At 67.0% G+C, this 13766-nt stretch carries 12 protein-coding genes, 2 tRNA genes and 1 pseudogene; 9 read left to right on the top strand and 6 right to left on the bottom strand.

The features are described 5' to 3' along the window. Positions 1–46 precede the first annotated feature (46 nt). Entirely contained in the window at positions 47–1864 is a 1818-nt protein-coding gene (gene glmS / locus JMF86_RS06240) for a glutamine--fructose-6-phosphate transaminase (isomerizing) (protein WP_011545110.1), read from the top strand. A gap of 51 nt (positions 1865–1915) precedes the next feature. On the opposite strand, the gene JMF86_RS06235 is transcribed toward glmS, so the two are convergent. Both JMF86_RS06235 and JMF86_RS06230 read right to left on the bottom strand, forming a co-directional pair. After that, positions 1916–1992 (bottom strand) — tRNA-Arg (locus JMF86_RS06235). Between the two features lie 159 nt (positions 1993–2151). Next, entirely contained in the window at positions 2152–2982 is an 831-nt protein-coding gene (locus JMF86_RS06230) for an undecaprenyl-diphosphate phosphatase (protein WP_011545102.1), read from the bottom strand. 479 nt (positions 2983–3461) lie between these two features. On the opposite strand from JMF86_RS06230, the gene JMF86_RS06225 reads away from it, so the two are divergent. From JMF86_RS06225 to JMF86_RS06205, 5 genes and pseudogenes are all read left to right on the top strand, one after another. Then, positions 3462–4373, top strand: a complete 912-nt coding sequence (locus tag JMF86_RS06225; protein ID WP_201316815.1) for an aldose epimerase — start codon at positions 3462–3464, stop codon at positions 4371–4373. 132 nt (positions 4374–4505) lie between these two features. Beyond that, positions 4506–5207, top strand: coding sequence for a peptidoglycan DD-metalloendopeptidase family protein (locus JMF86_RS06220; RefSeq protein ID WP_077177962.1), 702 nt, complete (start codon positions 4506–4508; stop codon positions 5205–5207). Positions 5208–5574: 367 nt separating this feature from the next. After that, positions 5575–7196 (top strand): annotated as a pseudogene (locus JMF86_RS06215) (acyl-CoA synthetase). 72 nt (positions 7197–7268) lie between these two features. Further along, complete coding sequence (locus JMF86_RS06210; RefSeq protein ID WP_012328256.1) at positions 7269–7589, top strand: DUF2288 domain-containing protein; 321 nt, start codon at positions 7269–7271, stop codon at positions 7587–7589. 10 nt (positions 7590–7599) lie between these two features. Then, a complete protein-coding gene (locus tag JMF86_RS06205) occupies positions 7600–8979 on the top strand; it encodes an MATE family efflux transporter (RefSeq protein WP_011694250.1) in 1380 nt (459 codons plus the stop codon). A gap of 19 nt (positions 8980–8998) precedes the next feature. Here the strand turns inward: JMF86_RS06205 and JMF86_RS06200 are convergent, their stop codons facing one another. Continuing rightward, a complete protein-coding gene (locus JMF86_RS06200; RefSeq protein WP_011545098.1) occupies positions 8999–9181 on the bottom strand; it encodes a hypothetical protein in 183 nt (60 codons plus the stop codon). 136 nt (positions 9182–9317) lie between these two features. Here JMF86_RS06200 and JMF86_RS06195 point away from each other — a divergent pair, with 136 nt between their 5' ends. Beyond that, positions 9318–9488 (top strand): hypothetical protein, encoded by a 171-nt coding sequence (locus tag JMF86_RS06195; RefSeq protein ID WP_006476323.1) that lies wholly within the window; start codon positions 9318–9320, stop codon positions 9486–9488. A gap of 204 nt (positions 9489–9692) precedes the next feature. Here the strand turns inward: JMF86_RS06195 and JMF86_RS06190 are convergent, their stop codons facing one another. Continuing rightward, positions 9693–10499 (bottom strand): GNAT family N-acetyltransferase, encoded by an 807-nt coding sequence (locus JMF86_RS06190; protein WP_011694249.1) that lies wholly within the window; start codon positions 10497–10499, stop codon positions 9693–9695. A 170-nt stretch (positions 10500–10669) separates the two neighbouring features. Further along, entirely contained in the window at positions 10670–11131 is a 462-nt protein-coding gene (gene sixA, locus JMF86_RS06180; RefSeq protein WP_011545096.1) for a phosphohistidine phosphatase SixA, read from the bottom strand. Positions 11132–11292: 161 nt separating this feature from the next. Between sixA and JMF86_RS06175 the strand changes: the two genes are divergently transcribed. Both JMF86_RS06175 and JMF86_RS06170 read left to right on the top strand, forming a co-directional pair. Further along, positions 11293–11369, top strand: a tRNA-Pro gene (locus tag JMF86_RS06175). 220 nt (positions 11370–11589) lie between these two features. Further along, positions 11590–12027 carry a hypothetical protein gene (locus JMF86_RS06170; protein ID WP_011545095.1) on the top strand — a complete coding sequence of 146 codons (438 nt, stop codon included), beginning with the start codon at positions 11590–11592 and terminating at the stop codon, positions 12025–12027. Between the two features lie 125 nt (positions 12028–12152). Here the strand turns inward: JMF86_RS06170 and ppx are convergent, their stop codons facing one another. Further along, positions 12153–13667: an exopolyphosphatase gene (gene ppx, locus JMF86_RS06165; RefSeq protein WP_011545094.1), complete on the bottom strand. Its 1515-nt coding sequence runs from the start codon at positions 13665–13667 to the stop codon at positions 12153–12155. Positions 13668–13766 lie beyond the last annotated feature (99 nt).

The raw sequence follows: 13766 nt of genomic DNA, 5'->3' as shown, positions 1-13766 counted from the left end.
ACGCGTGCGCACGGTCCGGGGAAATCTACAGGGAAGGAGACGTGTCATGTGTGGCATCGTCGGCGCGGTCGCGCAACGGGATATCGTCCCGATTCTGATCGAAGGTTTGCGCCGCCTCGAATATCGCGGCTACGATTCATGCGGAGTGGCGACCGTCGTCGACGGCCAGGCACGCCGCGAGCGCAGCATGTCGCGCGTCGCCGATCTCGACGCCCACGTGCGCAGTGCCGGCCTCGCCGGCAGCACCGGCATCGCGCACACGCGCTGGGCAACCCACGGCGCGCCCGCGACGTGCAACGCGCATCCGATCTTCTCGCGCGACGAAATCGCGCTGGTGCACAACGGCATCATCGAGAACCATGAAACGTTGCGCAAGCAACTGTCCGACGAGCACTACGAATTCGACGGCCAGACCGACACCGAGGTGGTCGCGCATCTGATCCACAGCAAGTATCGCGGCGACCTGCTCGCCGCCGTGCGCGATGCGACCTCGCAACTGCACGGCGCCTACGCGATCGCGGTGTTCAGCAAGCACGAGCCGCAGCGGCTGATCGGCGCGCGGGCCGGCTCGCCGCTCGTCGTCGGCGTGAAGGACGGCGAATGCTTTCTCGCGTCCGACGCGCTCGCGCTCGCCGGCATCACCGACCGCTTCATCTTTCTCGAGGAAGGCGACATCGTCGAACTGACGCCGGGCGGCGTGCGGGTACTCGATCGCACCGGCGCGCCGATCGAACGCGCGATACAAACCATTTCGTCCGCGCAGGGCGTGGTCGAGCTCGGCCCCTACCGGCACTTCATGCAGAAGGAAATTTTCGAGCAGCCGCAGGCCGTGGCCGCGACGATCCCCGATGCCGGGCTGTTCGATCCCGCCGTATTCGGCCCGGACGCCGCGCGCGCGTTCGAGCAGATCGACAACGTGCTGATCCTCGCATGCGGCACGAGCCACTACTCCGGCCTGACCGCACGCCGCTGGCTCGAGACGATCGCACGCATCCCCGCGCAGGTCGAGATTGCGAGCGAATACCGTTACAGCGACGCGCTTGCGACGCCGAATACGCTGGTGGTCAGCGTGTCGCAATCCGGCGAGACCGCCGACACGCTCGCCGCCCTCAAGTACGCGCAGGCGCTCGGCCACATCGACACGCTGGCGATCTGCAACGTGCCGACCAGCGCGATGATGCGCCAGACCGGACTGCGCTTCCTGACGCGGGCCGGCCCGGAAATCGGCGTCGCGTCGACCAAGGCGTTCACGACGCAGCTCGTCGCGCTGTTCATTCTCGCGGTGACGCTCGGGCGACTGCGCGGCTACGTCGACGATGCGCAACTCGCGCGCTATACGACGCAGTTGCGGCGCCTGCCCGGCGCGCTCGAAGACGTGCTGGGGCTGGAGTCGCAGATCGCGCGCTGGGCGGCGGAATTCTCGCAGCATGAAAACGCGCTGTTTCTCGGGCGCGGGCTGCACTACCCGATCGCGCTCGAAGGCGCGTTGAAGCTGAAGGAGATTTCGTATATCCACGCGGAAGCGTATCCGGCGGGCGAGCTGAAACACGGGCCGCTCGCGCTCGTCACGCACACGATGCCCGTTGCCACGATCGCGCCGAACGATGCGCTGCTCGAAAAGCTCAAGTCGAACATGCAGGAGGTGCGGGCGCGCGGCGGGCAGCTTTACGTGTTCGCGGATGCCGATACGCGGATCGACAACGGCGAAGGCGTGTCGGTGCTGCGAATGCCGGATTACTACGGGTTGTTGTCGCCGATTCTGCACGTCGTGCCGTTGCAGTTGCTCGCGTATCACGCGGCGTGCTTGCGGGGCGCGGATATCGACAAGCCGAGGAATCTGGCGAAATCGGTGACGGTGGAGTGATGCGTTTGCGTCATCCGGGGTGGCCCCGGGAAGATCGCCCAGTGATCAAACTGGCCCGCCCTACACGATTCGAACGTGTGACCTACGGCTTAGAAGGCCGTTGCTCTATCCAACTGAGCTAAGGGCGGTCGGGGAGAAAAGACACGGCCTGACACGAACCGCATTCGGCATCGGGGTTTTGAGCAACAACAACTCAAACCCCCGAAACAAAACGGGTCCGACACAAAGCCGAGCCCGAAATTATACCCGATCATCGCGCCAGATCACGCGAGATCGGCGCCGCCGCATCAAACCGGCTGCGGATGCAGCATGAACCAGCCGAGACAGAACACACCGGCGATCACGCAATACACGCCGAACGACGCGAGCCGGCCGCGCCCTTCGAAATAGCGCATCAGGAACCGCACGCTCAGGTACGCGGCGATCGCCGTCAGCACGCCGCCGAGCAGCGCATCCGCGAGCTGGTCGCGCGCATGGAACAGCTTCGGCAGTTCGAGCACGCCCGCGGCAAAGATGATCGGCGTGCCGAGCAGAAACGAGAATTCCGCCGCCTTTTCCGCCGTCAGCCCGGCCACATTCCCGGCAATCATCGTCAGCCCGCTGCGCGAGAAGCCGGGAATCAGCGCGCCGATCTGCGCGAGGCCCACGAAGAACGCCTGCTTGAACGTCATTTTCTCGGGCGCCTGATGCGCGCGGCTGCGCTGGATGCGATCACCCAGCCACAGCAACACGCCGTTGACGATCAGCGCGATCGCGACGATCCTCAGATCGTGAAACACGCGCTCGATGCGCTTTTCCAGCAGCAGCCCGACGATGCCGGTCGGGATCGTGCCGATGATCAGCGCCCACATCAGGTGGCCGTCGTCGTTCTTGCGGCCGCCGAGCTGCGCGAAGAAACCGCCGATCAGCGCGATCCAGCGCGCGCGGAAGTACCACAGTAGCGCCAGCGCGGTGCCGAGGTGGAGTGCGACGAGGAACGGCAGCAGTTGCGGCGCGTGCTTGTCGATGTGCATGCCGAACAGCGCCGGCACGAGCAGCGTATGGCCAAGGCTGCTGACGGGGAAGAGTTCGGTGACGCCCTGCAGGACGCTCAGGAATACCAGAAACCAGAGGCTCACGCGTCGGTCCTTTTAGTGAAGATTAAGCGGGAAGGAAGGCGGACGACGCGATGCGCGTCCTGAAAAACGCGCCCCGATTATGCCGAGCCCGGATTACTGCGCCAAGGCATTTGGCAGGATATTGCGGCGCTGCACACAAACGCTTGCAATTTGTAAGCGCCCAGAAAGCAAAAAGCCCGCCATTTGCATGGCGGGCCTGTCGACTTCGGCAGAAATTGCCGTCAGCGGCCGAGCTGATAGAAAAATAATACCGTGCTGCCGGTAAACATGCCGAACAGTGCGATTCCCATTGCCATTGCCAGATCCATGGCCCCCTCCACGAAGTGTCATGACCCGGCAACATCACCGGTTTAGAGACATTATCCCGACCGTCGACAATGTTAAAAACTCGCAATTTCCCGAGAAGGGTTTTCCCCGACCGGCCGCGGCCCGATAATGGAACGCCCGTTGCTCCCGTCACTCGCCCAACCCGATTCGCCATGCCGATCTTCCAGCAACACGACATTCACGAACTTCACGCCGGCCCGTCGCTCATCCGGGTCGCCCCGCAATTCGGCGGCCGCCTGCTGTCCTGGCACGTCGATGGCGAACCGGTGATCTTCTGGCCGGAAACCGCCGACTGGAGCAACCTCGCCCGCGTGCGCGGCGGCAATCCGCTGCTGTTCCCGTTCCTCGGCCGCCACCGCGTCGACGGCGAGATCGGCCGCTGGCGCGACGCCGCCGGCGTGGTCCGCGACCTGCCGATGCACGGCTTCGCGCGCGATCTGCCGTTCGACGCGCAGCCGTCGGCCGACGGCGCCGCGCTGTCGATGACGCTCGACGCGAACGACGCGCTGCGCGCGAGCTACCCGTTTGATTTCCGGTTCGAAACCACGTACCGGCTGGCCGACGCGCATACGCTCGACGTCGCGCTGACGACGACCAATCGTGGCGACACGCCGCTGCCCTACTACGCCGGCCACCATTTCTACTTCGCGCTGCCGCACGGCGAGCGGGCCGACACCCTCCTCGAGTTGCCGCCGACCCGCCGTTGCCACCAGCGCGCGGACGGCTCGATCAGCCCGCCCGAACCGGGTGAAGCCCGCTACCGCCTCGACGATCCGGACATCCTCGACCGCTTCCACTGCCTCGACGGTACGCCGTCCACGCCAGTGCGCATCGTGATGCCGGGCCGCCGCCGCACGATCGAGATCGCGCTGGACGTGCCGGGCTCGATCCCGTGGTACGCGGTCACCACCTGGACCGAAAAGCCGGATTCGGACTTCTATTGCGTCGAGCCGTGGCTCGGCCTGCCCGATGCGATCCACAACGGCCTCGGCCTGCGCATGCTCGCGCCGGGCGCGACCGAAACGGCCACGCTGCGAATCCGCGTGATCCCGCTCGCCGGCTGATTCGACACGCACGGAACCGGCGCCCGGCGGCCTTGGTAGCGCCCGAAACTGCGGTGCGCGAGTCGAACCCGTTAAAATCGGACGTTTTGTGTTGCCTGCCGCGTCACGCGTGGCAGGGTCTTGCGAGGTTCAATGTTCGGAACAACAACGAAGCGACTCTTCGCAGCCGCCTGCGCCGCGCTGCTCGTCGCGTGCGGCTCCGCGCCCGTCGGCCCCGGGTTCTATCGCGTCGAGCGTGGCGACACGCTCTACAAGATTGCGCGCGACAACCGCACGTCGGTACAGAGCATCGTGCGCTGGAACCAGATGACGAACCCCGATGCGATCGAAGTCGGCCAGGTGCTGCGCGTCGCGCCGCCGCCCGGCACGACCGCCGCATCGACGCCGTCGACCACCGGCACCGGCAGCGCGGGCCGTGCCCGCCCGGCGCCTTCCGCCCCGGTCGAATCGGCCGTGAAGCCGGCCACGAGCATTGCGCTGATCTGGCCGGCGGCCGGCAACGTGGTGCGCACGTTCGACGGCTCGAAATCGAAGGGCATCGACATCGCGAATTCGCCGGGCACGCCGGTGGTCGCGGCCGCGCCGGGTGTCGTGGTCTATGCCGGTAACGGGCTGCGCGGCTACGGCAACCTGATCATCCTGAAGCACAACGCCGATTACCTGACGGCCTACGCGCACAACCGCGCGCTGCTGGTGAAGGAAGGCCAGTCGGTCACGCAAGGGCAATCGATCGCGGAGATGGGCAACAGCGACAGCGATCGTGTCGCACTGCATTTCGAGCTGCGCTATGGCGGCCGCTCGATCGATCCGTCACGCTACCTGCCGGCGCGCTGAGCGCACGACAGACGACACGCGATGCCGGCGCGCATCGCGTGCCGTCGCGGCGAAAACGGAACACATCAAGTCAGCGCTTGCGCAGACGTCCGGTGAAACGGCCGGACAACGGATCGACGTGACGAGCAAACGCCACCAGCACCCCGATTCCGATCAGGCTGAACCCCGCAGCTATCAGAAGCAAATCCATGGTCACACCACTGTTTTGTCTTGATCTTATGCGTCATTGTGGAATCGTGCACTGAGCCTCGCCTATTGGACGAGTCCGAACATTCCCTATCAGCAAACACCATTGTGGATTCGTCTGCATGAAATCCTGATGTAAGCCGTTCACCCGACGCCACGCTCGACACCAGGAGACCTCGCGATGCTGCCCGCCGCCGACCGCTACGATCACCTCCTCTCCCGCTTCCGCTGGGACATTCCGGCGCGCTACAACATCGGCGTGGACGTGTGCGACAAATGGGCCGACGGCAGCGGACGCGTCGCGCTGATCCACGAAACGGCGCAAGGCGACGTTTCCCGCCTCACGTTCGACGACCTGAAGCATGCTTCTAACCGGCTCGCGAATAGCTTCGCGCGTGCCGGCCTGCGGCGCGGCGACCGGATCGGCATCTTTCTCGCGCAAGGCCCCCCGAAACGGCGATCGCACACCTGGCCGCGTACAAGTTCGGCGCGATCGCGGTACCGCTCTTCACGCTGTTCGGCGTCGATGCGCTCGAGTACCGGCTCGCGAACAGCGAGGCGGCCGCGCTCGTCACCGACGCGGCCGGTTACGCGAAGATCGCGCCGCTGCGCGCGCAACTGCCGGCGCTGCATACCGTCTACTGCATCGGCGACGATGCGCCCGACGTGCCCGGCGTGCTGCGCTACGACGCGGCGCTCGCCGCCGAGGCGCCGGATTTCGTGCCGGTGGATACGGCCGCCGACGATCCGGCGCTGATCATCTACACGTCCGGCACGACGGGCAAACCGAAGGGCGCACTGCACGCGCATCGCGTGCTGCTCGGCCACCTGCCGGGCGTCGAGATGTCTCAGCAGTGCTTCCCGCGCGACGCGCGCCTGTTCTGGACACCCGCCGACTGGGCATGGATCGGCGGCTTGCTCGACGTGCTGCTGCCGTCATGGCATCACGGCGTGCCGGTGCTCGCGCACCGCTTCGAGAAATTCGACGGCGACGCGGCGTTCGCGCTGATGGCACGGCACGGCGTCACCCACGCCTTTCTGCCGCCCACCGCGCTGAAGCTGATGCGCGCCGTCGTGACGCCGCGCGAACGCTACACGCTGGCGCTGAAATCGGTCGCGAGCGGCGGCGAATCGCTCGGCACCGAACTGACGGCGTGGGGCCGCGATGCGCTCGGCGTGACGATCAACGAGTTCTACGGGCAAACCGAATGCAACATGGTGCTGTCGTCGTGTGCGGCGCTGTTCGATGCGCAGCCCGGCGTGATCGGCAAGGCGGTGCCCGGTCATGCGGTCGCGATCGTCGATGCGCACGGCACGCCGCTGCCGCCCGGCGTCGAAGGCCGCATCGCGGTGCGCCGCCCCGACCCGGTGATGTTTCTCGAATACTGGCGCAACCCCGACGCGACGCGCGACAAGTTCGCGGGCGACTACCTGCTCACCGGCGATACGGGCACGATCGACGCCGACGGTTTCGTGCGCTTCGTCGGCCGCGACGACGACGTGATCACGAGCGCCGGTTACCGGATCGGCCCCGGCCCGATCGAGGACTGCCTGCTCACGCATCCGGCGGTGCGGATGGCCGCCGTCGTCGGCGTGCCCGACGCGACGCGCACCGAGATCGTCAAGGCGTTCGTCGTGCTGAACCCCGGCCACGTCGGCGACGCCGCGCTCGTCGGCGCGCTGCAGGCACATGTGCGCACGCGGCTCGCCGCCCACGAGTACCCGCGCGCGATCGCGTTCGTCGACAGCCTGCCGATGACCGCGACCGGCAAGATCATCCGGCGCGCGCTGCGCGACGCGTGAGCGCCCCGCTGCCGCTCGGCCCGCCCGGCCGGATGGTTTATAGTGGCGCCACGCAGTCTTTCCAAGAAACCGATGTCCTCTGATCAACACGCCGCGGGCGCGTCGCACAGCCCGCTCTACGCCAAACTCCTCGGCGAAACCGCCAAGATCGACTGGTGCGATCTCGAACGCTTCTTCGCGCAGGGCAAGCTGCTGTCGATCGCGCGCGACCTCGATCTCGTCAGCGTCGCGGAAGCGGTTGCCAGCGACGATGCCGAACAGGTCACGCGCTGGCTGTCGTCCGGCCTCGTCGCGCGCATGCCGGCCGAAACCGCCGCCGACTACGCGGCGCGCAATCCGGAGCTGTGGGCGGTCGTCGTCTCGCCGTGGGTCTGCGTGCAGGAACGCGCCTGACGCATCCGTCATGTCCGAATCCGCCTTACCGCTCGGGGCCGGCAGCGCGTCGGCCGCCGTCACGCATCGGCGCGTCCTCGCGCTCGCTTTCCCGATCGTCCTTGCGAATCTGACCCAGCCGATCCTCGGCGCCGTCGACACGGCCGTCGCCGGCCACCTCGACGGGACGCAATATCTCGGCGGTGTCGCGCTCGGCGGGCTGTTCTTCAATTTCGTGTTCTGGGGCTTCGGCTTCCTGCGGATGGGGACGACCGGCCTCGTCGCACAGGCGCATGGCGCCGGCGACGCCGCCGGAATCCGCCTGAACCTGCTGCGCGCGCTGATCGTCGCGTTCGCGCTCGGCGCCGCGGTGCTGGCGCTGCAGGTGCCGCTGCTGTCGTTCGCGCTGTCCGCGCTCGGCGGCAGCGATGCCGTCCGCGCGACGGCGCTCGCATACAGCCACGCACGGATCTGGAGCGCACCGTTCGCGCTCGCGAACTACGTGGTGCTCGGCTACCTGCTGGGCGTGCAGCGCGTCCGGCTCGCACTCGTCGCGCAGGTGTTCATCAACGCGGTGAACATCGGCGCCGTGCTGCTCTACGTGTACGGTTTCGGCTGGGGCATCGCCGGCATCGGCGCAGCGACCGCCACCGCGGACGCGTGCGGTTTCGCGCTCGGCGCGTGGATGCTGTGGCGGCTGCGGCCGCGCGGCCTTGCACCGCTCGCGGTACGCGCGCTTGCCGACCGCGTCGCGCTCAAGCGGCTGATCGCGCTCAATCGCGACATCTTCCTGCGCACGCTGTGCCTGCTCGGCGCGTTCGGCTGGTTCGCGCATCTCGGCGCGAAACAAGGCGACGCGACGCTCGCCGCGAATGCGCTACTGCTGAATTTCCAGACCTTCATGGCGTACGGCCTCGACGGCTTCGCGCATGCGGCCGAGGCGCTCGTCGGCGCGGCGGCCGGCGCGCGCGATCGCCGCGCCTTCCGGCAAGCCGTGCGCGTCACGCTGTTCTGGTCGGCACTCGGCGCGCTGCTGTTCGCGCTCGTTTACTGGGCGGCGGGCGGCTGGATCGTTGCGCGCCTGACCGACCAGGCCGAGATCCGCGCCGTCGCGCTGCGCTACCTGCCGTGGGCCGCGATCTCGCCGATCGTGTCGGTCTGGGGTTTCCTGCTCGACGGCGTGTTCATCGGCGCTACGCAGACGCAATCGCTGATGCGCGCGATGGTCGTGTCGTTGTCGATCTTCGTCGCGGCCACGCTCGCCGCCGTCGGCATGTTCGGCAATCATGGCCTCTGGTTCGCGCTGCTGCTGTTCATGGCGGCGCGCGGCGCGACGCTCGCACGCTACCTGCCGGCGCTGTTGCAGCGCGTTGGCGCCGAACCGCAGGCCGCGCCTGCGGCCCGCGCGTGACTACGGGCCCGGCCGACCGTTACTGCTGCTGCACGGGTTTCGGCGGCGGCGCGTCGAGCATCGACGGCGGCGTCATGTCGGTCGGCACGCCGTGATAGTCGGCCGGATCTTCCGGCGGGTGACCGCGGCGGGCCTGACGAGGATCGCTGCTGCAGGCGGCAAGAAGGGATGCGGCCAGCACGGCCAGCACGAAACGGGTCATCAGGTAGGGCTCCGGAAAACGGCGCGCCCATCGCACGCCGGGACCGCGCCGAGTCTAGCGGAAATCCGGTTTCGGGGTTGCGCCGCGCATGTCCTACTATGTACGCATGGCGCTGTGCCGTTGAAAGGAGGCTGCCATGTCGTCTGAGGAAATTGCGGGCCTGATCGGCCTGTTCATCGGTCTGATGGTGCTGGTCGCGCTGTCGTACTTCGAGTCGCGCGAATACAAGCGCAGCCACGAAGGCGAAGGGATGATCCACCACTGGATGGCGGAACACCACCTGCTCGACTGGCGGCGCAAGCACTGAGCGCGCCGCTGTCGTCCGGCCCTCCCACGGGCCGTCCCAGCCGTGCCGCCCTGCGGCACGGTGGTCGTTGCGTGTCTCTGAAATTATCGGGGCCCGATACGCAGACACGGGCCGGATACACGAACGCCGTCGTGCGGCAGCTACCGCGCGACGGCGTTTGCTTGCGTGCGCCCCGCCTCGGAGGTGCGGCGCGATTCGGATCGCTCAGCCCAGGAAGTGGCGGGCGTAGCGCGCGTTGATGTCCGACAGACGGAACAGCGTCAGGAAATCCGCGCAGTTGAAGTCGGGATCCCAGGCCGGGGCGCCGCAAATCTTCGCGCCGAGACGCAGGTAACCCTTGATCAGCGGCGGCGGTGCGACGACGGTGCCCGTCTGCAGTTCATCGACCGGCAGGGCCGTGTGCGGGAATGCGCGATACTCGGGCGCCGTCAGCGAGCTCGCCGACAGCGACTGGTACAGGTTCGCCGCGTAGTGGCCGCCGTCGGCCATCGACACGCTCGCGCAGCCGAGCATCGTCTCGTAGCCGTTCTGCATCATGTACGCGCCCAGACCGCCCCACAGCGCCATGATGACGGCGCCGCTGCGGTAGTCGCTGTGCACGCACGAGCGGCCGACCTCGACCATCTTGCCGCGCAGGTGCGTGAGGCGCGACAGGTCGAATTCGCCTTCGGCGTACAGGCGGCCGACACGCGCCGCCTGGTGCGGCGGCAGCACGCGGTACGTACCGACGACTTTCAGCGTGTCGAGATCGCGGACCAGCAGGTGGTCGCAATACACGTCGAACGGATCGACATCGAGACCGGACGGGCCGCTGACCTGCGCGCCCATCTCTTCGGCGAACACGCTGTAGCGCAGGCGCTGGGCTTCGCGCAATTCGTCTTCCGTACGCGCCCATGCGGCGCGCAGGCGATACTCCGATGTGACGGTTTCACTGGCGCGCGGCAGGTGGCGTCGCGACGTGTCGAGGGGCAGCGAGGCAAAAGGGAGCGTAGGCGTCGGCAGTTCTCGCATTAGGCTTTCCTGGTCGTAAGGAATAGGACGACATGCCCGCCAATGTAGTAACCGGCCGTGACCGTTATGTGGCACGACCGTGTCCTTTCAATGACGTGTCGCCGAATTGACTTTAGCAGAAAGCTTGCGAAACCGTACGATCAATCCCTTCAAACCAATTCAGGCGGGCTTTACACCAGTTCCGGCGTCAAAACCGCCCGCAATACGGCCTGCCGGCTGCCGTCGCGCGTGCGGCTCGCCAGCCACACGATTCCGCCCTTCTTGATGCTCCAGTTGTCGTCGCCGCCGGCGACCAGCTGCGCGGCCACGCTGCCGAGCGTCGGCTGATGGCCGACGATCACGACCGTCGGTGCGATACCGTCCGGCCAACCGGCCGCCGCCAGCACGTCGTCGACACTGCCGCCTGGCGCGAGGGCGTCGACGGTCCGGTACTGGTCGGTCAGCGCCTCGACGGTCTGCACGGTGCGCGCCGCCGGGCTCGCGAGAATCACGGTATTCGTCTCGAGCCGGCCGCGCAGCCATTTGGCCATCGCCTGCGCATCCTTGCGGCCGCGCACGGTCAATTGGCGCGCGAGATCGCTCGTCGCGTAGTCTTCGGCTTCGGCGTGGCGCCACAGGATCAGGTTCATCATGATGTTCTCCTTGCTTCGGCGAGCGCCCGCGCGCGCATGCGTGGGGGGCGGCCGATCATCCTGTGAATTGTCGCAAATCGCGGACCGCTCGCCGCCGCGGCATTTACCCGCATATCGTGATTGACCGATGCGGCCGTTCGACGTTATTATCTTTGGCTCGTCGGAGCGTAGCGCAGCCTGGTAGCGCATCTGATTTGGGATCAGAGGGTCGTAGGTTCGAATCCTATCGCTCCGACCAAGGAATCAAGGGGTTACGGTTGAACACCGTAGCCCCTTTTTCCGTTTACGGGTGTTTTTTACCGGCCCTTGAATCGCCCCGCCGTTTTCCGGGCTCGCCGCGATGCGGGCCAAGCCCGGCTCAACCGCCGCGTCGACGCACCCACGCCTCCACCACGAGTCCCGCGCACGGAACTTGCTGGAACACGCGATAATACGTGTGAAACAACCCGCAACCGCGCATGAAAAACAACGTTCTCAAGCCAGCCCTCTGCGCGTCGCTGCTCGTACTCGCGACCACCGCCGGCACCGCGTCGGCGAAAGCGCTCGACGACGCGCTCGACTGTCATTCGACCGGCCACAAGTTCGTCGCGCCGCTGCTCGCCGCCGGCGACATCCAGTCCGAGCCGATGCACGTCGAATCGAATTCGGTCAACGCGTTCCGCACGAACCGCTCGCTGACGGCCTACGGCTTCGGCGTCTACGTCGTGCTCGGTTACCAGGCGAACGATCCGATCTTCCGGCCGGGCGACGGCACGCCGATCGGCGACTGGGCCTACGGCGTCGTCGTGCGCGGCACGAAGAGCGCGGTCGAGGAAGCCGTGCGCAAGGCCGGCAGCGATGCAACCGTCAAGCAGGCGTTCCCGTTCCTGACCGCGATCGTCTGCTCGTCCGATTGAGCCGACCGTCGGTACCCGCGTTGGGTGGCCCTTGACGATCGTGCGGGGCGATACCTGACGAGCGCCTCACCCGCACATCCATCCACCCGGCGCCCGGAGCACCTCCCGGGCTCGCTATTGGCCCGTCACGCGCCGGTATAAACCACGCGATACGGGATACCGACCTTCTCCCACTCCGCCGCCTCCTGGCTGAGGCTGTAGTCGGTCAACGGGTTCTGCTCGACCCAGGCACTCGGCAGACGCACCTCGTACCCGCCCTTCTTCATCTGCGAAACGGAAATGTCGGGCAGCCCCGCATCGGTCCGGCGCCGGCACAGCAGCGCCGCGAGCCGCAGGCAGAACAGCAGCGGCCATTCGACCTCCCGCGCCTGCGACAGCTTGCCGAGCTTGCCCGCATGGCCGAGCACGAGCGCGGCAAGCCGCGCCTGGTCGGTACGCGAAAAACCCGGCATGTCCGCATTGCTCGCGATATAGGCCGAATGCTTGTGATACGCGCTGTGCGAGATCGACAGGCCGATCTCGTGCAATGCGGCCGCCCAGCCGAGGAACATCCGCCCTTCCTCGCGCGCTTCCTCGTCGTCTTCCTCGAGCTCGTCGTAAAAACGCGCGGCGAGCGCCCCGATCCGCTCGGCCTGTGCGCGATCGACGCCGTAGCGGCGTGTGAAACCCTCGACGGTCACCGCGCGCATGTCCTCGTGCTGGGTCCGGCCGAGCAGGTCGTACAGCACGCCGAGGCGCAGCGCGCCATCGGTCGTGTCGACGTAGTCGACGCCCAGTTCCTCGAACACCGCCAGCATGATCGCCAGGCCGCCCGCGAGTACCGGCACGCGGTCGGGCTTCAGCGCGATCAGCTTCAGCCGGTTGACGTTCTCCGACTTGATCAGCGCACGCTTCAGCCGCTCGAGGCCGCCGCGCGAAATGCCGTGCGTGATGCCCGGATCGTTGAAGCCGTTCGCCTCGACGAGCTCGGCGAGCGCGCGTGCGGTGCCGGACGAGCCGATCGCCTGGTCCCAGCCGGCCTTCTTGTATTCGCTCGAAATGATCTGGATCTCGCGCTTGGCCGCGAGTTCGGCCTGCCGCATCGTGTATTCGTCGACGTTGCCGGCCGGAAAGAAGGTGCGGCTATGGCTCACGCAACCGATATAGAGGCTCTCCATCACGATCGGCGTGTAGTGCGAGCCGATGATGAATTCGGTCGAGCCGCCGCCGATGTCGACGACGAGCCGCTTGCCGGCGCTCGCCGGTACCGAGTGCGCGGCGCCCGCATAGATCAGGCGCGCCTCTTCGCGGCCCGCGATCACTTCGATCGGGAACCCGAGCGCCGCCTCGGCCTCGCCGAGGAATTCGGCGGCGTTCTTCGCGACGCGCAGCGTGTTGGTCGCGACCGCGCGCACATGATCGGGATGGAAATCGCGCAGGCGCTCGCCGAACCGCTTGAGCGCCTCCCAGCCACGCTCCTGCGACGCGCGATCGAGCATCTTGTCGCTCGACAGGCCCGCGGCCAGCCGCACCGGCTCGCGCAGCGCGTCGACGGGATAGATCTGACTGCCCGCCGGCGTTTCCTCGACGCGCCCGACGATCAGCCGGAAGCTGTTCGAGCCGAGATCCACGGCAGCCAGCAAGTGGGGAGTTGTAACCATCAGAAGGGGGCTCCGTGCGCGTTCTTCCGCGGCAGCCGTTCCTCCGGCAACCGCGGGCGATCAATCAAAGGCGACATTTTAAGCGTGGAACGCTTGCCG

This window comes from Burkholderia sp. E168m15 (assembly GCF_016586105.1).
Taxonomy (GTDB): Bacteria; Pseudomonadota; Gammaproteobacteria; order Burkholderiales; family Burkholderiaceae; genus Burkholderia; species Burkholderia orbicola.
This window is presented reverse-complemented; position numbering and strand designations above follow the sequence as displayed.